Here is a 21796-nt window from a genome sequence, read left to right as displayed (position 1 = left end):
GCCGTCCGCCCCAACCCCCGCGCCACCGCCCTCGCCCGCCGCGACACCCGCCGTCGGGCGTCGGCGACAACCCGCCTTGCTCCTCAGACCCCTCCTGCGGTAAGGGACGCGCCATGGACCGCGCATCGTTCCCCCGTCGAATTACGGTCCCGGCGCGCTGAGGACTCTCGCGCGTCGGGCCCCGCCGTGCCTTGCACGGCAAACCAAGCGACTGCCGCGCGTGGCGCGGCGCACCATTCCCATCCGACCGCCCTCCCGAGGACGCGACCCATGCGCGACGACCCCACGACCGCCGATCAGCCGGTTCCCGACTACAAGTCCACCCTGAACCTCCCCGAGACCGCCTTCCCCATGCGCGCCGGCCTCCCCGAGCGCGAGCCCCAGTGGCTCGCCCGGTGGGAGCGCCTCGGCGTCTACGCCCGCCTCCGCGCGTCGGCCGCGAACCGGACCCCCTTCGTCCTCCACGACGGCCCTCCGTATGCGAACGGCAACCTCCACATCGGCCACGGGCTGAACAAGGTCCTCAAGGACATGGTGGTCCGGTCCCAGCAGATGATGGGCCGCGACAGCCGCTACATCCCCGGCTGGGACTGCCACGGCCTCCCCATCGAGTGGAAGATCGAGGAGCAGTACCGCGCGAAGGGCCTCAACAAGGACGACGTGGACGTGGTCGCCTTCCGGCAGGAGTGCCGGAAGTTCGCGGAAGCCTGGGTCGAGGTCCAGCGCGAGGAGTTCAAGCGCCTCGGCGTCACCGGCAACTGGGCCGACCCCTACCTGACGATGGACTTCCACGCCGAGGCCGTCATCGCCGCCGAGTTCCAGAAGTTTCTGATGAACGGCACGCCTCTACCAGGGCTCGAAGCCCGTCATGTGGAGCCCCGTCGAGAAGACGGCGCTGGCCGAGGCCGAGGTCGAATACCACGACACGACCAGCCATCAGGTCTGGGTGCGTTTCCCGGTTGTCAGCGTCGGCAAGGACACCTTTGCTCAAGGCGTTCAAGCGCTCTTGGACAACAAGCCTTTTGCTGACGTGGACACCAGCAAGACCAACAACGACTTGGTCGGCGCGAGCGTTGTCATCTGGACGACGACGCCTTGGACCATCCCGCAGAACCGGGCGGTTGCGCACGGTCAGCACAACGGCATCGATTACTCTGTCTATACCGTTCGGGAAGTGGCCGAAGGCTCCGCCGCCAAGGTTGGCGAACGCATCATCGTTGCCGACAAGCTCGCCGAGAGCGTGAAGGCAGCAGCCAAGATCGTTGCTTGGGACGAAGACCGGTCGGTCGGCAGCGATGCCCTCGACTCGATGACCCACGCCCACCCCTTCCGGGGCCTCGACGGCGCCAACGGCGAATGGGACTACCCCGTCCCCATGCTCCCCGGCGAGCACGTCACCGAGGACGCGGGCACCGGCTTCGTCCACACCGCCCCCTCGCACGGCGACGACGACTACCAGCTCGGGCTGCGCTTCGGCCTCCCCATGACCTACAACGTCCTGGAGGACGGCTCCTACCGCCCCGACCTGCCGCTCTTCGGCGGCCAGCACATCATCACGTCCGAAGGCAAGGAAGGCCCCGCCAACGTCAGCGTGATCAGGGCGCTGGCCGCATCAGGCGCGCTCTTCGCCAAGGGCAAGCTCAAGCACAGCTACCCGCATAGCTGGCGCTCCAAGGCCCCGCTGATCTACCGCAACACCCCCCAGTGGTTCGCGGCGATCGACAAGCCGCTCGACGACGGCAAGGGCCAATACGGCGACACGATCCGCCAGCGCGCCCTCACCTCCATCGAGGAGCTCGTCACCTTCACCCCCATCTCGGGCCGCAACCGACTGCACTCGATGATGGAGACCCGCCCCGACTGGGTCCTGAGCCGCCAGCGCGCCTGGGGCGTCCCCCTCACCTGCTTCGTGAAGCGCGGCGCCAAGCCGACCGACCCCGACTTCCTCCTGAGGAACGACGAGGTGAACGCCCGCATCGTCGAGGCCTTCGAGGCCGAAGGCGCCGACGCCTGGTACAAGGACGGCGCCAAGCAGCGCTTCCTCGGCAACATCGTGAACCCCGAGGACTACGATCAGGTCTTCGACATCCTCGACGTCTGGTTCGACTCGGGCAGCACCCACGCCTTCGTCCTCCGCGACCGGCCGGACGGCAGCGAGGACGGCCTCGCCGACCTCTACCTCGAGGGCACCGACCAGCACCGCGGCTGGTTCCACAGCTCGATGCTCCAGGCCTGCGGCACCATCGGCCGCGCCCCCTACCGGGGCGTGCTGACCCACGGCTTCACGCTGGACGAGAAGGGCATGAAGATGTCCAAGTCGCTCGGCAACACCGTGGCGCCCCAGAAGATCGTCAAGGATTTCGGCGCCGACATCCTCCGCCTCTGGGTCGCCCAGACGGACTACACCGCCGACCAGCGCATCGGACCCGAGATCCTCAAGGGCACGGCGGATTCCTACCGCCGCCTCCGCAACACCATGCGGTTCCTGTTGGGCTCCCTGGGTGACGTGACCGACCGCGACATGGTCGGCCCCGAGCAGATGCCCGAGCTGGAGCGCTGGGTCCTCCACCGCCTCGCGGAGCTGGATGAGGTCGTCCGCAACGGCTACGCCGCCTACGACTTCCAGGGCGTGTTCCGGTCGCTCTTCGAGTTCGCCACGACGGACCTCTCGGCCTTCTACTTCGACATCCGCAAGGACAGCCTCTACTGCGACGGCGACACCCCCGCCGCCGCGCCGCCCGGACGGTGCTGGTCCACCTCTTCGACCGCCTGACCACCTGGCTCGCCCCGATCCTGGTGTTCACGATGGAGGAGGTCTGGCTGGAGCGTCACCCCGGCGAGGACTCCTCGGTCCACCTTCAGGACTTCCCGGAGACGCCGAGGGCGTGGGGCGCTGTCGAGTTGGCTGACAAGTTCAAGTATGTTCGAGACGCACGCCGTGTGGTCACTGGCGCTTTGGAAGTGAAACGGACTGCCAAGGTGATCGGCTCGTCTTTGGAAGCATCGCCGGTGGTTCACGTCTCGCTGGAGATGGAGTTCTTTCTCAATGAGATCGATTTCGACGAGTTGTGCATCACGTCGGGAATAACGATCACCAGAGAGCCTCCGCCTGCGGACGCTTTCCGTTTGCCTGACGTGACCGGCGTTGCGGTCGTGTTCCGCGAGGCCGAGGGCGACAAGTGCCAGCGCTGCTGGAAGATCCTGCCGGACGTGGGGACCCACCCCCACCCCTGCACCTGCGCGCGCTGCGACGAGGCTCTCTCCGAGCTGAACGTACCGGCCTGAGGCAGGCATGACCACGGGCCTCATGGCGGCGGTTCTCGTCGCCGCCTTCCTGCACGCGTCCTGGAACGCGGTGGTCAAGGTCGGGACCTCCAAGATCGGGGCGATGCTGGTCGTCAGCGTCGCCGAGATCGTCATCGGGGCGCTGGTGGTCCTCCTCCGGCCCCCCGTCGCACCAGCCGCCTGGCCCTGGATCGTCGCCGCCTCCTGCACGCACCTCTGCTACAAGAGCTTCCTGACCTTCGCCTACGAGCGGGGCGACCTCTCCCGCGTCTACCCCATCGCCCGGGGCGCCGCGCCGATGCTGGTGGCCCTCGTCGGCGCCGCGACCCTTCCCGACGCGGTGAGCGGCCACGAATACGCCGGCATCCTCGTGCTGGGCCTCGGCATCCTCCTCATGGCGCGAGGGGTGTTCCGCTCGCAGGAGGACCGGAGGCTCCTCCCCTTCGCGCTGGGCTCGGCGCTCGCCACGGCGACCTACACGATGATCGACGGGCTGGGCGCGCGGACATCGGGCGAGGCGGTCGGCTACGTCGGCTGGATCTTCATCGGCGGCGGGGCGCTGTTCTCGGCGGCCATGCTGCTCTGGAAAGGGCCGGGCGTCATTCCGCGGCAGCCGCGCGACTGGCTGATGGGCACGGCGGGCTCCGTCGCCTCCTACGGGGCCTACGGGGTCTCGATCTGGGCCATGACGCTGGCCCCCATCGCCGTGGTCGCGGCGCTGCGCGAGACGTCGATCCTCTTCGCGGTGCTGATCGGCTGGCTCGTCTTCGGAGAGCGGATGGACGCCCTGAAATGGACCGCCGTGGCGCTGATCGTGAGCGGGGTGGTGCTGACCCGGCTCTGACCGTCCGGTTGCACCCGATCCCCTGGACGGCGTAAGGAGGCGGACGCTGGCGCGGGCGCCACCACGATGCCGCAAGGGGCCGACCAAGGTCCCGACGCACTTGAGGGCCACGGCCATCGTGGTAGAGCCTGACCGCCGAAGGGCCTACGAAGGAGCGCATGTGTCCGACACTGCCGACCCGCGATCCAGAAGCCTGTCCCCCGGACGGCTCCTCCGCAGCGCCGCGCGCACGGCGGCATCGGCCGTGGGGCAGACCTGGCTGCCGGTGAACCGCTTGGCGCGCAGCCAGTATCGGGCGCTGAAGGTCCGGCACCCGCAACTGGCCGAGGGTCTCAGGACGGCGCTCTGGCCGGTGCTTCGCCTGGGGAACCGCTATCTCCTCGGGATCAGCTACATTCCGATGACGGCCTACTACAAGCCGGGCCAGGCGCTGCACTTTCAGCGACCCCTGCCGTCGGGGGACTTCGCCCCGCTCGTCACGGTGATCGTGCCGAACTACAACCACGCTCCCTATCTGCGGCAGCGCCTCGACAGCGTCTATGCGCAGACCTACCCCAACGTCGAAGTGCTGCTGATGGACGACTGCTCGTCCGACGACAGCCGGGCGATCCTGACCGAGTACCGCGACCGCTTCCCCGACCGGACCCGCCTCCTCCTCAACGAGGTCAACTCGGGCGGCGTCTTCTTCCAATGGGAGAAGGGCCTGCGCGAGGCCAGGGGGGAGCTCGTCTGGATCGCCGAGAGCGACGACTGGTGCGACCCCAACTTCCTCGAGACGCTGGTCCCCTTCTTCAAGAATCCGGCCGTGATGCTGTCCTACGCGCGGACCGAGTTCATGAGCGGCGACGGGAGCAAGCCCGTCTGGTCGATGGACCACTACCTCGCCGACGTGGGCGGGAACCGCTGGCACCGGCCCTGGATCGAGACCGCGCCCGACATCCTGCGCAAGGCCTTCGGGCAGAAGAACATCATCCCCAACGTGAGCTCGGCCGTCTTCCGCAAGGTGGACCGACTCGATGCGCTGGGGATCGACCGCTGGCGGGGCATGAAGACCTGCGGCGACTGGATGTTCTACCTCAACATCCTGCGGGGCGGGCTGCTCGCCTATTCGCCCAAGGCCAGGAACTACTACCGCCTGCACCAGACGAACACGTCCGTGGGGAGCTATTCGACGGACCAGTACTATCGGGAGCACGAGGCGGTCGCGAAGGAGGCCGCCCGGCTCTACGGCCTCGACGAGGAGCGGCTGCAAAGGCAGCGCGAGGACCTGATCCACCACTGGAAGGCCAACCGGCCCGAGTGGGACGTGGCGGCCTTCGACGCCTGCTACGACCTCCGGGCCATCCGCGCGGCGGCGGGGGCGCGCAAGCCCAACGTCCTCGTGGTCGGCTACGGCTTCTGCAGCGGCGGGGGCGAGACCTTCGCCATCCAGGTCGCCAACCAGATGAAGGCCGAAGGGCACAACGTCACCTTCCTCGACTGCGGGCAGGAGCCGGAGGTGCCGGGCATCCGGGCGCTGCTCGACCGGGACATCCCGGTGGTCACGGCGCTCCACGCCCTCGAGGCGATCGTCGAGGCCTTCGAGATCGACATCATCCATTCGCACCACGCCTGGGTGGACAACTCGCTCCTCGACCTCCTGCCCGAGGGCTCGCGGGCTCGGCACGTCCTCACGCTCCATGGGATGTACGAGACGATCCCGGAGAAGGATCTCGACCGGATCGTGCCGCGGATGGCGCGTCGGGTGTCCTCCTTCGCCTACATCTCGGACAAGAACCTCGGACCCTTCGTGTCGCGCGTCCCCGGCGTGCGGGACCGCTTCCAGCGGATCGACAACGCGCTGGCCCCCGTGCCCTTCGAGGCGCGGTCGCGGGCCGAGTTCGGCATCCCTGACGACGCCTTCCTCCTCGTCACCGTGAGCCGGGCCATGCCCGAGAAGGGCTGGCGCGAGGCCGTCGCGGCCGTGACCCGCGCGCGGGAGGCCACCGGGCGGGACATCCACCTGATGCTGGTGGGCGATGGCGTGGTCCACCAGGCGCTCATGTCCGAAGGGACGCCGGACTTCGTCCATCTCGCGGGGTTCCGGCCCGACACGCGGGCCTTCTACGCCATGGGCGACCTGGGACTCCTGCCCTCGCGCTTCGCGGGCGAGAGCTTCCCGCTGGTGCTGATCGAGTGCCTGCAGGCCGGGCGGCCCATGCTGGCCACGGCTCTGGGCGAGATTCCCCGGATGCTCGACGCCGGCGACGGACGCCTCGCGGGGGGGACCCTGCCGCTGGTGGATGGCGGGCTCGACGTCGAGGGGCTGGCGCAGCTCATCGGGCGGTTCGCCGCGGAGCCTGGGGCCTATGCGGAGGCCTTGGCCCGGGTGCCCGAGGCGGCCGCGAAGTTCGACCCCCGTCTCATGCGGGCGGCTTATTCCGAGGTCTACGATATGGCCCTGCGCCAGCGGCTCGCGTCATGAGGGGTCCAAAGGGAAAGAAGGCGCGGGAGCGCGGCGCCCGCGTCGAGGCCGGTCGGAAGCCGGCCATCTCGCACCTCCATCCCGCCACGCTTCGCTGGATCGGCCAGAACATGACCCATCGCCTCCGCCGCAAGCTGTCCGGCGGCCTGCGCTGGATGAGGTCCCTCCCGCCGATCATGGCGGTGGCGGGCCCCCGCCAGGAGCCGCCTCCCCCCAGGCGGACCCTGATCCTGCACATCGGCATGGGCAAGACCGGCACCACCGCGATCCAGAACGCGCTTTGGAGGAACCGCGAGGTCCTGGCGCGCCACGGGGTGACCTACCCCACCGTCGGCAGCGTCGCCAACGCGCACCACCTGATCTCGCCTCGCTGCCCACCCTTCCTGTCGCATACCGGCTGGCGCTTCATCGAGGTCGCCGAATGGGCACCGATGCTTGCGCAGGCCGGGACGGGCACGATCCTGATGTCCTCGGAGCTCATCATCTGGGCCGAGCCCGAGCAGGTCGCGGAGTTCTGCGCGGCGCTGTCCGAGCATTTCGACGTCAAGGCGGCGATCTACCTGCGCCGGCAGGACAACGCGCTGATGGCCGGCTACAACCAGATGATCAAGACCGGCACGCAGTTCGCCACCGTGGACAAGCTGATCGAGCGTCAGCTCGACCGCTACGACTACCTCGCCAAGATCTGGCCCTGGGAGAAGGCGCTGGGGGCCGACAACCTGATCGTCGCCCCCTACGAGCGTGGGCAATTCCACAAGGACAACCTGATCGACGATTTCCTCCTCAAGGTCCTGGGATGGACGGCCCGAGGGCTTCGCGACCGCCGACGACCGGAACCCCAACCCACGGTTGTCGCGCGCCGCGATGGAATACAAGCGCTGCATCAACAACCTCATCAGCGAGCCCGGCCGGTCGGAGCGCTTCAACCCCGTCATCGCCCGCTATTCGGAGAGCACCGATACCGGCAGCGGCGCCATCTTCCACGAGCACGACCTCCTTTCGCCCAACCAACGCGCCTTCGTGATGCGGGTCTGCGGGCCGGGCAACGCCTACATCGCGCGCAAGTTCATGGGGCGAGAGGATGGGGTCCTGTTCCTCGACACCGCCATTCCCAAGGCCAAGGGCAAGAAGGCCGAGCCCGACCTCGGGCCGGAGTTCCGGGCCATCTCCGACCTCCTCGCCCGGGAGGAGCCCGCCCTCTTCGCCGAGCTTCGTGCGACCGTCGGGGACGCCCTTGCCGATCCCAAGACCAGTCAGGCCGTCCGGGCCGTTGCCGCCGACCTGCAGGCGAGCCTCGGGACGGCAGAGGCCGCGAGCGCGCCAACCTCCGCCGCCTGAACGGGATCAGCCGTAGCGCTGCTCCCGCCAGGGATCGCCATACATGTGATAGCCGTTCCTCTCCCAGAACCCGGCCTGGTCGCCGGGGAGGAGGTCGATCCGGTTGAGCCACTTGGCGCTCTTCCAGAAGTAGAGGTGCGGGACCACGGCCCGCATCGGCCCGCCATGTGCCTGGGTGAGCGGCTGGCCCATCCAGTGGGTCGCGAGGATCGCGTCGGGGGCGGCGAAGTCCATGAGCGGCAGGTTCGTGGTGTAGCCGTCGAACGAGTGGAGCATGACGAAGCCCGCGCCCTCCTTCACGCCCGCCATGTCGAGGAGGTCCTGCACCTTCACCCCGCGCCAGTCGTTGTCGTAGCGCGACCACGTCGTGACGCAGTGGATGTCGGTCCGGAGCTCCGTCTGCGGCAGCGCCTGGAACTGCGCCCAGTCGAGGGAGAGCGGCGTCTCCACCAGCCCCGTCACGTCGAGCCGCCATGTGGAGAGCGGCACATTCGGGTGCACGCCCAGGTCCAGCACAGGCCAGTCGCGAACGAGGTGCTGGCCGGGCGGCAGGCGTTCGTCCTGAGGGCGGGAGGCGCGCCCGGTCAGGAACTTGCCCGCCTCGGCCCAGAGCCGCTTGGTGCGGGTGAGCTTAGAGTCGTCCGGCGTGTCGTCCTGCATGGGACCCTCCTCAGGCCTCGGGCACCGAGCGGTGCAGCTCATCGAGCCACGGCCCGGCCACCGAGTCCGACGGCATCCGCCAGTCGCCGCGCGGGGACAGCGACCCGCCCGCCGAGACCTTGGGCCCGTTCGGGATGGCCGAGCGCTTGAACTGGCTGATGGTGAAGAAGCGGAACAGGAACACCTCCATCCACTTGCGGATGGTGGCGAGGTCGTACTGGCGCTTGGCGCTCTCGGGGAACTCGTGCGGCCAGAGGCCCGCGTTCGCGTCGTGCCAGGCGTGCCAGGCGAGGAACGCGACCTTCGACGGCGCGAGGCCGTAGCGCATGATATGGAACAGGAAGAAGTCGTGGAGCTCGTAAGGGCCGATCCTGTCCTCGGTGCTCTGCATCCCCTCCTCGTCGTCGGCGGGGATGAGCTCGGGCGAGATCTTGGTGGCGAGGATCGCCTCCAGCACGGCGTCGGTCTCGGGGTCGAACTGGTCCGTGCGGACGGCCCAGCGGATCAGGTACTGGATCAGGGTCTTGGGGACGCCCGCGTTGACGGCGTAGTGGCTCATCTGGTCGCCGACGCCGTAGGTGCACCAGCCGAGCGCGAGCTCGGAGAGGTCGCCGGTGCCGATGACGAAGCCGTTCCGCTGGTTGGCGAGGCGGAAGAGGTAGTCGGTCCTGAGCCCCGCCTGCACGTTCTCGAAGGTGATGTCGTAGACGGGTTTCCCCTCGGCGAAGGGGTGGCCCATGTCCGAGAGCATCTGCCGGGCGGCGGGACGGATGTCGATCTCGGCCGCCTCTATGCCGAGGGCGCGCATGAGCTTCCAGGCGTTGGACTTGGTCGTCTCGCCGGTGGCGAAGCCGGGCATGGTGAAGCCCAGGATCGTGCTGCGCGGCAGGCCGAGCCGGTCGCAGACCTTGGCCGCGACGATCAGCGCGTGGGTGGAGTCGAGGCCACCCGAGACGCCGATCACCATCTTCGTGCCGCTGGTCGCCTCGAACCGGCGGCGCAGGCCCTCCACCTGGATGTTGAAGGCCTCGTAGCAGTCGAGGTCGAGGTGACTCGGGCGGTTGGGGACATAGGGGAAGCGCCGGACCTTGCGGATCAGGCCCATGTCGCGGAAGTGCGGCTGGTGCTCGAAGGGGATGCGGCGGAAGGTATTGCCGCTGCGGCGCGCGTGCTCGGCGGCGTCGGCGAAGGTGCCGGTGCGCAGGCGCTCGTTGAGGATGCGCTCGGTGTCGATGTCGGCGAGGGTGAGCGTGGGTTCGAGCGGGAAGCGCTCGGATTCGGCCATCAGGTCGCCCAGCTCGTAGATCGCCCCCTGCCCGTCCCAGGCAAGGTCGGTCGTGCTCTCCCCTGGTCCGGCGGCGGAATAGGCGTAGGCGGCGAAGGCCCGGACGGACTGGGAGCGGCAGAGCAGATGCCGGTCGTCGGCCTTGCCGATGACGATGTTGGAGGCGGAGAGGTTGGCGAGAATTGTGGCACCGGCGAGCGCTGCCTCGGAGGAAGGCGGGATCGGGGCCCAGTAATCCTCGCAGATCTCGACGTGGAGGACGAAGCCGGGGAGGTCCGTGGCCTCGAAGATCAGGTCGGAGCCGAAGGGGGCGTCGCGACCCGCCACGCGGCTCTGCTGTCCGCGCACGTTGCGGCCGTGGGCGAACCAGCGCTTCTCGTAGTATTCGCGGTAGTTGGGCAGGAAGGACTTCGGGACGACGCCCAGGATGGTCCCGCGCGACACCACCACGGCGCAGTTGTAGAGCCGCCCCTGGTGCCGGATCGGCGCGCCGAGGAGGAGAACGGGCGACAGGTCGCGGCTCGCCTCCACAATGGACCCGATGGCCAGGTCCACGGCGTCGAGGAGCGCCGACTGCATGTGCAGGTCGTCGATGGCGTAGGAGGAGACGCAGAGCTCCGGATAGACGACGAGGTCGGCCCCGGCCTCGTGGGCGCGGCGGGCCTCGGTGAGGCACGCGTCGCGGTTGAAGGCCACGTCGGCGGGCCGGACGCGCGGCGTGCTGGTGGCGACGCGGACGAAGCCGTGCCGGTGCAGGGCGTAGAAGTGCTCGGGCCCCGTGCGGTCCTTCACTCCAGCATCTCCTCGATCATCTCCACGGCGGTCCTGAGGGATTCGAGACGGACCCCTCCCCGCCCGATCGCACCATAATGCGCCTCGCGGTGGGAGGTCACCCGTCCCGTGCGGGCGCAGGCGAAATGCACGAGGCCCTCCTCCCCCTCCTCCGTCGGCCCGGCGAAACCGGTGATCGACACGGCGACATCGGCGTCGGAGTGCCTGAGCGCCCCTCGGCCATGGCGCGGGCCACGGGCTCGGACACCGCGCCGTGCTTCTCCAGCAGGTCGGCCGCGACGCCCAGCATCTCCTGCTTGGCCTTCTCGGTGTAGACGACGAAGCCACGCTCGAAGGCGTGGGAGCAGCCCTGCACATCGGTCAGGAGCGAAGCCAGGAGGCCGCCCGTGCAGCTCTCGGCGGTGGCAAGGCTGAGGTCGGCGTCGCAGGCCGTCCTCAACAGGCGCTCGATCGCGTCCTGGAGCGTGTCGGGGATGTCGCTCGACAGGGTTTCCGTCATCGGCGGGCGCTTTCCATGGTTGGGCGCCGTCGCGGCGGCGCCTCCTCCAACGGTCCCGTCGGGACAGGGGTTCCGGCCGGGACCGCCGGTTCGACCTCCGGCGCTCCGATCCCGAAGGAGCTTCGGGCTACACCGAATCTTAAGACCTTTGTGCGAATCTGGTGTCCAGCCAAGGCACAAGGATGGGCGTCCTCATGGATCTCTGCGTGATCGAGGACAACCCCGTCAACCTGCGCGTGCTCAAGGGCGTGATCGCCTCCGTGCCGGGGTGGAACGCCGAAGGGTTCCAATGCCCGCTCGCGGCCTTGGAGCGCTGCGCCCGGACCGTGTTCGACCTCGTCCTGGTGGACTATCAGATGCCCGGCCTCGACGGGGTCGAGGTCATCCGGCGGCTTCGCGCGATGCCCAACTTCGCGAGCGTCCCCACCGTGATGATAACGGCGGACCAGGACCGCGACCTACGCATCGCCGCGATCCGGGCGGGAGCCACGGACTTCCTCAACAAGCCTGTCGACCCGGAGGAGCTGCGGGTCCGCGCCGCGAACCTCCTGGCGCTGCGCCGGGCCGAGCGGGCGCTGGCCGACCGGGCGGTCCACCTGGCCGACGAGATCGCCGCCACGCGCCGCATCGCGGAGCGCGAGGAGGAGGTGGTCCTCCGCCTCGCCCGCGCGATCGAGTATCGCGACGACCACACCGGCGACCACATCCTGAGGGTGGCGCGGAACTCCCGCACCATGGCCCAGGCGCTCGGCCTGCCGGACCGGTTCCGACGCGACATCTTCCTCGCGGCGCAACTGCACGACACCGGAAAGATCGGCCTGCCCGACAGCATCCTCCTCAAGCCCGGACGCCTGACCGAGGATGAGATCACCGTCATGCGCCAGCACACGGTCATGGGTGGCGAGGTCCTGCGCGGTGGCACGAGCGACCTCATCGTCATGGCCCACGACATCGCCCTCCACCACCACGAGAGGTGGGACGGGGCCGGCTATCCCCATGGCCTCGCGGGGGACGAGATTCCTTTGCCCGCCCGCATCGTCGCCGTGGCCGACGTGCTCGACGCCCTGCGGTCCGAGCGCCCCTACAAGCCTGCCTGGACCGCCGACCGGGCCCGCGAGGAGGTCATGCGCCTCTCCGGCACGGCCTTCGACCCGGCCTGCGTCCAGGCGATGATCAGGGCCTGGCCCGCCATCCAGGCGCATTATTCCCACCCCGTCACACACTAGGAGGACCCCCGGCATGACGACCGTTCCCACCCCCTGACCCGCCGCATCCTGGCTACCGCGTTGGCGGCCCTCTGCTTCGCCCCGCAGATGTCGCTCGCCGCCTCCCTCTCGACGCCCGCCGGCGACGTGATCCTCGAAGTCTCCGGCCAGGTGACCAACGCCAATGTCGAGGGCAAGGCCGAATTCGACCTCGCCATGCTGGATGCCCTGCCGCAGAGGGAGACCGTGACGGCGACGCCGTGGCACGAGGGCGAGCACAGCTTCAGCGGCCCCACGATCGCCTCCATCCTCGAGGCGGCGGGCGCCACCGGCGCCGACCTGCGGATCGCTGCCCTCAACGACTACGCCACCGACATGCCGATGGACGACGCGCGGACGATCCCGGTGATCCTCGCCACGCGCATCGACGGGAAGGAGATCTCCATCCGCGACAAGGGCCCGCTCTTCGTCATCTATCCCTTCGACGAGCAGCCGGAGCTCTTCAACGAGGTCTACTTCAACCGCTCGGTCTGGCAGGTGAAGTCCATCGAGGTCGGCGGGTGAACCGCTGGCGCCGCCGCGCGGACTGGACCGCCTCGCGCCCCCTGCGGCGCGGCCTGGCGGTGCTTGGCGGCATCAGCGTCCTGCTGCTCCTCAGCACAGTCTACCTCTTCAGCCTCCTCTACGAAAGCCGACGGTCGATGCAGGACAGCATCCGCGAGGATGCCATGTGGGCCGCCTTCCAGACCGACCGGCAGGCGGCCAGCCTGCGGGCGGTCATCGACGAGGTTCTCCTGTCCGGCAACCCCGCCGACCTGCCTTCGGTCGTGGAGGCCTACGACATCCTCTACAGTCGCGCCGCGCTCCTGAACGAAGGCAACTTCGCGATCAAGTTCGACACCGCGCAGGACGTCAGCCACCACGCGACGCAGGCCGGAAGCGAGATCCTGGCCCTGGCCGACACGGTGGACGCGCTGCCCACCTCCCCGTCGGAGTTGCCGAGGGGCGATCTCATCGCCCTGAAGGCGCGGGTCGAGGCCGTGATGGAGAGCACCGATGCGCTGGTGCTGGTCACCGACTCGGCGCTGGGCGCCGCGCGGGTCAATGCCCGCGAACAGGTGCGACGACTCGAGACCATGCTGGGCGTGAACGTCGCCGCCCTTGTCGTGGGGTTCGCCGGGATCATCGTCCTTCTCGTGGTCCAGATGCGCCTGGTCGCCCGTGTGGGCCGCAAGCTCGCCCTCCTGAGCGAGCGCAACCGCGCCGTCGCCTTGCGGGCCCGGGCGGCGAGCCGGGCGAAATCCACCTTCCTCGCCACCATGAGCCACGAGATCAGGACACCCCTGAACGGCATCATCGGCGCCTCGGAGCTCCTGGCCCGAACGGCGATGACGCCCGACCAGGGGCGCTTCCTCTCCATGGTGCGTCAGTCGGGCTATCATCTGCTCGAGGTCATCACCGACGTCCTCGACTTCTCCAAGCTCGAGTCGGGCAAGGTGGAGTTCGAGACCCATCGCGTCTCTCTGCCCGAGGTCGCGGACGCCCTCTGCGCGATGCTGGCGCCCCGCGTGGACGCGAGCCGCGTGGCCCTGCGGATCGACCTCCCGCCGATCGAGGTAGGGACGGACCCCGCGCGGCTGCGGCAGCTCCTGGTCAACCTGACAGGGAACGCCGTGAAGTTCACGGCGCAGGGCTCGGTCATGGTGACAGGCTGGCTCTGCGCGCCGGACCGCCTCCGGGTCGAGATCACCGACACCGGGATCGGCATCGCCGAGGAGGCCATGCCGATGCTGTTCCGCGAGTTCAGCCAGATCGACGGCTCGGCCTCCCGCAGCTATGGCGGGACAGGGCTCGGCCTCGCCATCTGCCGGCGGATCGCCGAGGGCCTCGGCGGACGTGTCGGAGTCCGCAGCGCCTTGGGCTACGGAAGCACCTTCTGGTTCGAGCTGCCGGTGACCGAGGCGCGGCCCTGCGAAGGGCGGGCGACCGAGCGCGGGAAGGCCGAAGCCGATGGACAGGCCATCTATCGGGGCCGCGTCCTTCTGGTGGAGGACAATCCGATCAACTGCGCCGTGGCCGAGGGGTTGCTGGGTCTTCTGGGTCTTGGCGTGGAATTGGCCCGCAACGGGGCCGAGGGAGTCGAGCGCGTCGCGAGGGAACGCTTCGATCTCATCCTCATGGATGTCCAGATGCCGGTGATGAGCGGCATCGAGGCCACGCGGGAGATCCGTCGGAGCGGCCAAGACGTGCGCATCGTGGGCCTCACGGGCAACGCCTTCATGAGCGATCGGACGGAATGCCTGCGGGCCGGCATGGACGACTTCCTGGCGAAGCCGGTGACGCTGGAGAAGCTCGCCAGGGTGCTGGACGAGGCGGGCCTCCGGGGGGACCGGACCTTGACGGGGGTCGATCGGATCTCCGGTCCGATGGCCCGACGATGGCATCGGGAGGAGTCGCCCCCTGCGCCGGATGGGCCGACGAGGCAGGAGCGGCCGGGCCCGTGCGGCGCTCGGTCCCGCGTCCCGGGATCGCGGAGGGCCTCGATGCCGGCCTGCTGGCCACCTTGGCGCGCACGCTCGACACGGAGACGGTACTCGCCCTGCTCAATGACCTCGGGGCCGAGGCCGACCGCTTGCCCGTCGGGATCGAGGCCGCGGGCGAAGCTGGCGATGCAGGACGGGTCGATCGGCTGCTGCACAGCCTCAAGGGCGCGGCGGCCACGCTCGGACTGGCCGGGGTGGCGCAACGCCTCCAGGACCTTCGGGGCGCCGGACCGATTCCGGCTTCGGAGGTGCGAGAGGTCTGCGCCGAGGTCGGCGCCGGCATCGAGGCCGCCCGGACCCTGCTTCGGGCGGCCTCTGGCCCGGTGGCGGCCTAACCTGCGCGGGAGCTTCCGGAGTGGGCTGGAGGGCGGAGGTCAGCCCGGCGGCCGGAAGGCCGAGGAGCGATCCCGGGACCTGTCCGGCGCAGGCGCGTCCGCATCAGGAACGGGATCGGCCGACGACGGGGGGACCTCGACCTCCGGCCGGGCCCGCCCTCCCCCGACGCGGTCAGCGGCGCCGGTCCTGCAGCGCCACGCCCTGGACACGGGCGGCGGCGAAGCCGACCGCGCCGGCGACCTCCCGGGGCTCTGGGGTCGGTCCGGGTCGGGGCATCCGGGTGGAGGCGAGGCTCTCCTCGGGGCTCACGCCGAACAGCCGGCCCCGCTCCGCCACCAGCACGCAGGCAAGGGCGAGGGCGCCGAGCACGAAGTAGCCTGCCGCCGTGGGAACCACGGTGCCGTTGAACTGCTGCCCCACGAAGCCGCCGAGGAATGCGCCGCCCAGCGTCTGGATGAAGCCGAAGACCGACGAGGCCGTGCCGGCGACCTCTCCGAGAGGCTGCAGCGACAGGGAGTTCATGTTGGACGCGGCCCAACCGAAGATGAACATGATGCCCGACAGGAGGCCCAGGAAGACCCAGAGCGGCGGGTGCCCCGAGAGAGTCAGGCTCAGGAGGAGCAGTGCGCCGGCCAGCCCGGTGAAGACCAGCAGCGCGAAATGCGAGATCCGCCGCATCCCGAAGCGACGCACGATGCGCGAGTTCAGGAAGGACGACACCGCCATGAGCCCCGCCACGAAGGCGAAGGCGGCCGGGAACCAGACGCCCAGGCCATAGATATCTACGTAGATCTGCTGCGCGGTGCTGATGAAGCCGAACAGCGCTCCGAAGAGGCAGGTCCCGGCCATCGCATACCAGAAGGCCAGCCGGTTCCCGACCACGAGGCGGAAGCCCCCCAGGATGGCTCCGGCGGACAGGCCACGCCGCCGCTCGGGCTCCAGCGTCTCGGGCAGGCGCAGGTAGGACCAGAGTCCGAAGGCCGCCGCCAGCAGCCCCATGAAGACGAAGATGCTGTGCCAGGGGCTCACGAGGAGCAGGACCTGTCCGACGCTCGGGGCGACGACCGGGATCACCATGAAGACCATGAAGACGAGGGACATGACCTCGGCCATGGCCCGTCCCGAGAAGCGGTCACGCACCACGGCCGTCGCGACGACGCGGGTCGCGCTGGCTCCGAGCCCTTGGACGAATCGCAAGGCAAGGAGGAGCCCGAACGTCGGCGCGAAGGCCGCCGCGAGAACGGCCGCCACATAGGTGCCGATCCCGACGAGGAGCGGCGCGCGGCGGCCGAAGCGGTCGGACAGCGGCCCGACGAGGAGCTGCCCGATCCCGAAGCCCAGCATGTAGACCGAGACGACGAACTGGCGGTGGTTCTCGTCCGCGATGCCCAGGGCATCGCCCATGTTGGGCAGCGCCGGCAGCATCACATCGATGGCGAGGGCGTTGAGGGACATGATCGCGGCGATCAGCGCGACGAATTCATGGCGCGAAAGCGCCCGGTCCAAGGGTCTGGTCATGGGCAATCCAATGAGCGGCGGTCGGGAAAGCGACGGGGTCTGATGTCTGGGGCTCGTGGGGGCGGCGGTCGGACGGGGCCGGACCGGGGCATTCGCTGAACGCCCGGCCGCACCCTTCGGGTTCCGCCGCACCCCCTCGGGCGGCGTGACGCGTCGCAGACGGGAAGCCTCTTGTCAAGATACGAAGCTTTATTATATGGGTCCGTATTATCAGCCCGCCCATGAGAATCGTCCCCGTGCAGAGCCTCGGCCTCCTGATCCACAACGTCTCCCACCTGCTGAAGAGGGAGTTCGAGCGCGTTGCCCGGCCCCATGGGCTGACGCTCCTGCAGTGGCGCGTGCTCGGGCACCTCTCGCGCGAGGATGGGCTGACGCAGACCGTGCTGGGGGCGCGGCTCGAATCCAGCCCCATGACCATCAGCGACGTCGTGGAGAGGCTGGAGGCTGCGGGCCTCGTCGCACGCGAGGTCGATCCCTCGGACAGCCGGGCCAAGATCGTTCGGATCACCATCGAGGCGCGAGGATTGGTCGAGAAGATGCGCGACGTCGCCGCCGAGGTCTACGAGAGGGCGCTCGACGGCATTGAGGAGGCCGATCGGGCAGCCATGGACCGGGCTCTGACGCGGATCGCGTCGAACCTCGAGGACACCAAGACCAGGAAGGACAAGGTCGCATGAGCGCGGCACCCAAACGCATCGAGGCCGTTCCCTCGGCCCAACCCTCCCCGGACGCCCCGGCCAGCGCCCCGCAGCCCGACGAGGCCCGCAAACCCTCGCGCTGGCGCCGCCGCGTGCTGATGTTCAGCGTTCCGGTCCTCCTCGCGGCGGGGGGCGGCTACGCCTGGCTGACCGGCGGGCGCTACGTCACGACGGACAACGCCTATGTCCAGCAGCCGCTCGTGCCGGTCTCGTCGGACGTGGCGGGCCGCATCGTCGAGGTGGACGTGGCCGAGAACCAGCAGGTGGAGGCCGGCCAGGCCATGTTCCGCTTGGATCCCGAGCCTTACCGCATCGCCCTTGAAGAGGCCGACGCCGCCCTCGCGCAGGCGCGCCTTTCCGTGGCGCAGCTCCGCTCGGCCTACAGCACCGCCCAGGCGCGGCTCGGGGCCGCTCAGGCGATCGAGGAGGTCCGGCAACGGGAGCTTGAGCGGCAGGAATCCCTCGCCAACCAAGGCGCCGCCTCCTCGGCGGCGCTGGACGAGGCCACCCTGGCGGCCCGCTCGGCCGAGAACGAAGTGACGCTGGCCCAGGAGGCGCTGAGCGCGGCTGCGGCGGCGCTGGGGGGCGACCCCGGGATCGCCACGGACGAGGTGCCCGCCGTCCAGGCCGCGCTGGCCGCGCGCGAGGCGGCGGCGCGCGATCTGGCGAAGACGCTCGTCCAGGCCCCCGTGCCGGGCCTCGTGGCGCAGGTGGACAGCCTGAACCCCGGCCAGTATGTCGCCCCTGGCACCCAGGTGGCCAGCGTCGTGGAGACCGGCGACACCTGGATCGAGGCCAACTTCAAGGAGACCCAGCTCGCCGACCTTCGTGTCGGCCAGCCCGTCGAGGTGGAGGTGGACGCCTATCCCGACGCCCCGCTCCATGGCACGGTCGAGAGCCTCGGCTCCGCGACCGGCTCGCAGTTCTCGCTGATCCCGGCGCAGAACGCGACCGGCAACTGGGTCAAGGTCGTGCAGCGCTTGCCCGTGCGCATCAGCGTCGAGGCGGATCCCGACCATCCGCTCCGCGGCGGCATGAGCGCCCATGTCTCGGTCGATTCCGGCCACACGCGCCTGGACAACCTGCGATGAGCCACGGCCCAGGCCTGTCGAAACCGGCCGTCGAGGTGGCGGCGCCGGGCTGGCTCACCGCCTCGATCATGCTCGCGACAGTGATGCAGGTGCTCGACACCACGATCGCCAACGTCGCCCTGCCCCACATGGCGGCGAGCCTCGGGGCGTCGCAGGAGGAGATCACCTGGGTCCTGACCTCCTACATCGTGGCCTCGGCCATCGCGACGCCGCTCACCGGCTGGCTGACGGACCGCATCGGCCGCCGCACGGTCTTCCTGGGGGCCATCGTGGGCTTCACCGTGGCCTCGCTTCTCTGCGGGATCGCCACGAGCCTGGAGGAGATGGTGCTCTTCCGCGTGCTGCAGGGCATCTGCGGCGCCATGGTGGTGCCGCTGGCGCAGACCGTCCTCCTCGACATCAACCCGCGCGAGCGGATCGGGCAGGCCATGGCGATCTACGGCGCGGGCATCATGGTCGGCCCGATCATCGGCCCGACGCTGGGCGGCTGGCTGACCGAGTCGTTCAACTGGCGCTACGTCTTCCTCATCAACCTGCCGCTCGGCATCATCGCCCTGGCCGGCATCCTCGTGTTCCTGCCCCAGAGCGCGACCAAGGAGCGGCGCTTCGACGTCTTCGGCTTCGCCATGCTGGCGCTGGCCGTGGGCTCGCTCCAGCTCCTCCTCGACCGAGGGCAGGCGGCGGGCTGGTTCAGCTCGCTGGAGATCTGGCTCTACCTGGGCCTCGCGATCAGCGGGATGTGGGTCTTCGTGGTCCATTGCTGGACCGCGCGGAACCCGTTCGTGAGCCTCGCCATGTTCCGGGACCGCAACTTCTCGATGGGCTTGGTCTTCATCTTCATCATCGGGATGACGCTCTTTTCGGGCCTCGCTCTGCTGCCGCCGCTCCTGCAGAACCTCCTGGGCTATCCGGTGGTGCAGACCGGCCTCGTGATGGCGCCGCGCGGTGTGGGAACGATGATCTCGATGATCCTCGTGGGGCGGCTCGTCGCGCGATTCGACGCGCGGCTCCTCGTCTGCATTGGCATCCTTGTGACCGCCTGGTCGCTCTGGCTCATGTCGGGCTTCGACGTCCAGATGGACAGCCGGCCCATCATCCTGTCGGGCGTGGTCCAGGGCTTCGGGCTCGGCTTCGTCTTCGTTCCCCTCTCGACGCTTACCTTCGCGACCATCGCCCCGCAGTTTCGAGGCGACGCGACCAGTTTCTTCAGCTTGGTGCGAAACGTGGGCTCGGGCGTCGGCATCTCGATCGTGACCTCGGTCCTGTCGAGGATGATGACGGTCAACCACGAGGAGCTGGCCTCGCGCCTGACCGCCGCCGCGCCGCAGGTCCGGCTGCAGATGCCGCAGCTCCTGACGGCCTCGCCCACCGTGGCCGCGCGCGTGGACGGCCTGGTGACCCAGCAGGCGGCGATGATCGCCTACATCGACAACTTCCTGCTGATGCTGCTCCTGACGCTGGCCGCCCTGCCCATCGTGCTGCTGCTCCGCAAGCCCAAGGCGGCCGGGGGCGCGGCCCATGCCGGGCCCGCCGCCGTGGCCGACTGAGCCCGGCGTGCGGGCTCTCGATCGGCCCTGCGGACCCGGAGGACTTGGCGAGGCCGTCGCTCTCAGGCCTGGATCAGGATAGGTGTCCCCGGCTGGACCAAGGCGTAGATGCGCTCGATCTCCTGGTTTGAGACGGCGATGCAGCCTGCCGTCCAGTCGCCCTGGATGCGCTGGGCGCCAGTGACCCCCTCGGGCTGGCCGTGGATGAAGATGTCGCCACCCGGCGAGACCCCACGAGCCCGAGCATGCGCCACGTCGAGCGTGCTCGGGTAGGAGATGCCGAGCGCCAAGTGGTAATGGGAGTTCGGATTGAGCCGGGTGATGTAATAGGACCCCTCGGGCGTCCGGCCGTCGCCTTCCCGCTCCTTGGGGCCGACCGGATTTCGGCCGAGCGCGATGCCGAAGGACGCGATCTCGGCGCCGCGGTCCAGCAGCAGGAGGCGTCGCTTGGACTTCTGGACCACAAGGCTGGTGACCTGGGGATGCTGCCCGGTCCGCAGCTTGGAGGTCGTCGGGGTCATGCCGCAGGCGGACAGGCCGGTCAGGGCCGCTCCCCCCGCCAGGAGGATTCGTCTGGAGATCATCGCTGATGCCTGTGCCCGGTCTTGCGCCGTTGAGCGGTACCCTAGCGCTCCAGGACCCGAGTCGCGAGGGACCGAGCGGAGGCGGGAGGCCCGGCGTGCTGTTCCGGCCACGCGACGTGGCGCGGAGCATGGCCCTATGACGATTCCTGCCCGTCCCGAACCGACCGGTGGCGAGGGCCGGACTTGCCCTCGCCCGTCGCGCGACCATTTCGAGGACCAACAGCGCAGGAGGAACTCATGCGAAAGCTCGTCGGTCCCATCGTCCTCGGCCTTCTCGTCGGAACGGGCGCCCTGGCCCAGGAGGCCGCAGGCCAGGAGCCCATCCGGGTCGGCATGTCGGGGGGCTACTTTCCGTTCACCTTCGTGGAGCAGGACCAGCTCCAGGGCTTCGAGGTCGATTTCATGAACGCCGTGGGCCAAGAGATCGGTCGGCCCATCGAGTTCGTGACGATGTCCTTCTCGGGCCTGATCGGCGCGCTCCAGTCGGGCCGCATCGACACGGTGGCCAACCAGATCACCATCACGCCCGAGCGCGAGCAGACCTTCGTCTTCACGCAGCCCTACGTGATCGACGGCGCGCAGGTGGTCACCGCCGCCGACAACACGGAGATCAACGGCGTCGAGGACCTGAAGGGCCATTCGGTCGCCGTGAACCTCGGCTCGAACTTCGAGCAGCTCCTGCGCGAGCTGCCCTATGCTGACCAGATCGACATCCGTACCTACGAGAGCAACCTCGAGCAGGACACCGCGCTGGGCCGGGTGGACGCCTTCGTGATGGACCGGGTGTCCTCGGCGACGACGATCAAGGAGAGCGGCCTGCCCCTGAGACTCGCCGGGGAGCCCTTCAGCGAGATCCGGAACGCCCTTCCCTTCCGCAACGACGAGGAAGGCGTCGCGCTTCGGGACGAGGTCGACGCCGCGATCACCACGCTCAAGGAGAACGGGACGCTGAGCCAGATCTCCGAGAAGTGGCTCGGGCTCGACGTGACGGGCTCGTCCGGCGCGACGGACGACGGCACCACCCAGGGCGAGCCGGCGGAGGTCGGGGCGAGGGCCGCTGAAACGCAGGCCGGCGCGGAAGCGACCGAAGCGGCCCCGGCCGAGTGA

The 21796-nt window shown here is 69.3% G+C and carries 15 protein-coding genes and 3 pseudogenes; 12 read left to right on the top strand and 6 right to left on the bottom strand.

Annotated elements, in window-relative coordinates; genetic code table 11:
- Positions 1–270: 270 nt before the first annotated feature.
- From ileS to RUMESO_RS13705, 3 genes and pseudogenes are all read left to right on the top strand, one after another.
- A pseudogene (gene ileS, locus RUMESO_RS13715) lies at positions 271–3285 on the top strand (isoleucine--tRNA ligase).
- Positions 3286–3292: 7 nt separating this feature from the next.
- On the top strand, positions 3293–4129 hold the full coding sequence (locus RUMESO_RS13710; protein WP_037281112.1) for a DMT family transporter: 837 nt from the start codon (positions 3293–3295) through the stop codon (positions 4127–4129).
- A 160-nt stretch (positions 4130–4289) separates the two neighbouring features.
- Positions 4290–6593 (top strand): glycosyltransferase, encoded by a 2304-nt coding sequence (locus RUMESO_RS13705; RefSeq protein WP_037281110.1) that lies wholly within the window; start codon positions 4290–4292, stop codon positions 6591–6593.
- Here RUMESO_RS13705 and RUMESO_RS25195 read toward each other — a convergent pair.
- Positions 6557–7477 (bottom strand): hypothetical protein, encoded by a 921-nt coding sequence (locus tag RUMESO_RS25195; RefSeq protein ID WP_156362940.1) that lies wholly within the window; start codon positions 7475–7477, stop codon positions 6557–6559. The two genes, RUMESO_RS13705 and RUMESO_RS25195, sit on opposite strands and share 37 nt — an antisense overlap.
- On the opposite strand from RUMESO_RS25195, the gene RUMESO_RS13695 reads away from it, so the two are divergent.
- Positions 7458–7931, top strand: coding sequence for a hypothetical protein (locus RUMESO_RS13695; protein ID WP_037281106.1), 474 nt, complete (start codon positions 7458–7460; stop codon positions 7929–7931). The two genes, RUMESO_RS25195 and RUMESO_RS13695, sit on opposite strands and share 20 nt — an antisense overlap.
- Before the next feature lie 6 nt (positions 7932–7937).
- Here RUMESO_RS13695 and RUMESO_RS13690 read toward each other — a convergent pair whose 3' ends face one another.
- The 3 genes and pseudogenes from RUMESO_RS13690 to RUMESO_RS13680 all read right to left on the bottom strand — a co-directional run bounded on the left by RUMESO_RS13690 (position 7938) and on the right by RUMESO_RS13680 (position 11167).
- On the bottom strand, positions 7938–8591 hold the full coding sequence (locus tag RUMESO_RS13690) for a sulfite oxidase-like oxidoreductase (RefSeq protein ID WP_037281104.1): 654 nt from the start codon (positions 8589–8591) through the stop codon (positions 7938–7940).
- 10 nt (positions 8592–8601) lie between these two features.
- Positions 8602–10668, bottom strand: coding sequence for an NAD(+) synthase (locus tag RUMESO_RS13685; RefSeq protein WP_037281102.1), 2067 nt, complete (start codon positions 10666–10668; stop codon positions 8602–8604).
- A pseudogene (locus RUMESO_RS13680) lies at positions 10665–11167 on the bottom strand (CinA family protein). Before RUMESO_RS13680 ends, RUMESO_RS13685 begins: the two are co-directional and overlap by 4 nt.
- Positions 11168–11361: 194 nt before the next feature.
- Here RUMESO_RS13680 and RUMESO_RS13675 point away from each other — a divergent pair.
- The 4 genes and pseudogenes from RUMESO_RS13675 to RUMESO_RS25780 all read left to right on the top strand — a co-directional run bounded on the left by RUMESO_RS13675 (position 11362) and on the right by RUMESO_RS25780 (position 15250).
- On the top strand, positions 11362–12393 hold the full coding sequence (locus RUMESO_RS13675) for an HD domain-containing phosphohydrolase (protein WP_037281099.1): 1032 nt from the start codon (positions 11362–11364) through the stop codon (positions 12391–12393).
- 60 nt (positions 12394–12453) lie between these two features.
- The gene (locus RUMESO_RS13670) at positions 12454–12936 is read left to right on the top strand and encodes a putative pterin-binding protein (protein WP_037281097.1); all 483 of its coding nucleotides are present in this window, start codon (positions 12454–12456) and stop codon (positions 12934–12936) included.
- 137 nt (positions 12937–13073) lie between these two features.
- Positions 13074–14675: pseudogene (locus RUMESO_RS28550) on the top strand (ATP-binding protein); the annotation flags it as partial.
- Between the two features lie 197 nt (positions 14676–14872).
- Positions 14873–15250, top strand: a complete 378-nt coding sequence (locus tag RUMESO_RS25780; protein WP_051521326.1) for an Hpt domain-containing protein — start codon at positions 14873–14875, stop codon at positions 15248–15250.
- Positions 15251–15422: 172 nt separating this feature from the next.
- On the opposite strand, the gene RUMESO_RS13650 is transcribed toward RUMESO_RS25780, so the two are convergent.
- Positions 15423–16769, bottom strand: a complete 1347-nt coding sequence (locus RUMESO_RS13650; RefSeq protein ID WP_082484054.1) for a multidrug effflux MFS transporter — start codon at positions 16767–16769, stop codon at positions 15423–15425.
- A gap of 221 nt (positions 16770–16990) precedes the next feature.
- Between RUMESO_RS13650 and RUMESO_RS13645 the strand changes: the two genes are divergently transcribed.
- From RUMESO_RS13645 to RUMESO_RS13635, 3 genes are read left to right on the top strand one after another with little or no spacing between them, the layout of a single operon-like run.
- Entirely contained in the window at positions 16991–17446 is a 456-nt protein-coding gene (locus RUMESO_RS13645; RefSeq protein WP_037281095.1) for a MarR family winged helix-turn-helix transcriptional regulator, read from the top strand.
- Positions 17443–18558 carry an HlyD family secretion protein gene (locus tag RUMESO_RS13640; RefSeq protein ID WP_037281093.1) on the top strand — a complete coding sequence of 372 codons (1116 nt, stop codon included), beginning with the start codon at positions 17443–17445 and terminating at the stop codon, positions 18556–18558. Before RUMESO_RS13645 ends, RUMESO_RS13640 begins: the two co-directional genes overlap by 4 nt.
- Positions 18555–20105 (top strand): DHA2 family efflux MFS transporter permease subunit, encoded by a 1551-nt coding sequence (locus RUMESO_RS13635; RefSeq protein WP_051521325.1) that lies wholly within the window; start codon positions 18555–18557, stop codon positions 20103–20105. Before RUMESO_RS13640 ends, RUMESO_RS13635 begins: the two co-directional genes overlap by 4 nt.
- Positions 20106–20167: 62 nt before the next feature.
- Here the strand turns inward: RUMESO_RS13635 and RUMESO_RS13630 are convergent, their stop codons facing one another.
- On the bottom strand, positions 20168–20689 hold the full coding sequence (locus RUMESO_RS13630; RefSeq protein WP_037281091.1) for a L,D-transpeptidase family protein: 522 nt from the start codon (positions 20687–20689) through the stop codon (positions 20168–20170).
- Positions 20690–20926: 237 nt separating this feature from the next.
- Between RUMESO_RS13630 and RUMESO_RS13625 the strand changes: the two genes are divergently transcribed.
- Entirely contained in the window at positions 20927–21796 is an 870-nt protein-coding gene (locus RUMESO_RS13625; protein ID WP_082484053.1) for an amino acid ABC transporter substrate-binding protein, read from the top strand.

Origin of the sequence: Rubellimicrobium mesophilum DSM 19309 (assembly GCF_000600335.2) — a bacterium.
Taxonomy (GTDB): domain Bacteria; phylum Pseudomonadota; class Alphaproteobacteria; order Rhodobacterales; family Rhodobacteraceae; genus Rubellimicrobium; species Rubellimicrobium mesophilum.
This window is presented reverse-complemented; position numbering and strand designations above follow the sequence as displayed.

Bases quoted from the DNA above. Each gene is read 5' to 3' on its own strand.
- RUMESO_RS13710 (WP_037281112.1), top strand. From the start codon at position 3,293: ATGACCACGGGCCTCATGGCGGCGGTTCTCGTCGCCGCCTTCCTGCAC.
- RUMESO_RS13695 (WP_037281106.1), top strand. From the start codon at position 7,458: ATGGAATACAAGCGCTGCATCAACAACCTCATCAGCGAGCCCGGCCGG.
- RUMESO_RS25195 (WP_156362940.1), bottom strand. From the start codon at position 7,477: ATGCAGCGCTTGTATTCCATCGCGGCGCGCGACAACCGTGGGTTGGGG.
- RUMESO_RS13690 (WP_037281104.1), bottom strand. From the start codon at position 8,591: ATGCAGGACGACACGCCGGACGACTCTAAGCTCACCCGCACCAAGCGG.
- RUMESO_RS13675 (WP_037281099.1), top strand. From the start codon at position 11,362: ATGGATCTCTGCGTGATCGAGGACAACCCCGTCAACCTGCGCGTGCTC.
- RUMESO_RS13650 (WP_082484054.1), bottom strand. From the start codon at position 16,769: ATGACCAGACCCTTGGACCGGGCGCTTTCGCGCCATGAATTCGTCGCG.
- RUMESO_RS13645 (WP_037281095.1), top strand. From the start codon at position 16,991: ATGAGAATCGTCCCCGTGCAGAGCCTCGGCCTCCTGATCCACAACGTC.
- RUMESO_RS13640 (WP_037281093.1), top strand. From the start codon at position 17,443: ATGAGCGCGGCACCCAAACGCATCGAGGCCGTTCCCTCGGCCCAACCC.
- RUMESO_RS13635 (WP_051521325.1), top strand. From the start codon at position 18,555: ATGAGCCACGGCCCAGGCCTGTCGAAACCGGCCGTCGAGGTGGCGGCG.
- RUMESO_RS13630 (WP_037281091.1), bottom strand. From the start codon at position 20,689: ATGATCTCCAGACGAATCCTCCTGGCGGGGGGAGCGGCCCTGACCGGC.
- RUMESO_RS13625 (WP_082484053.1), top strand. From the start codon at position 20,927: ATGCGAAAGCTCGTCGGTCCCATCGTCCTCGGCCTTCTCGTCGGAACG.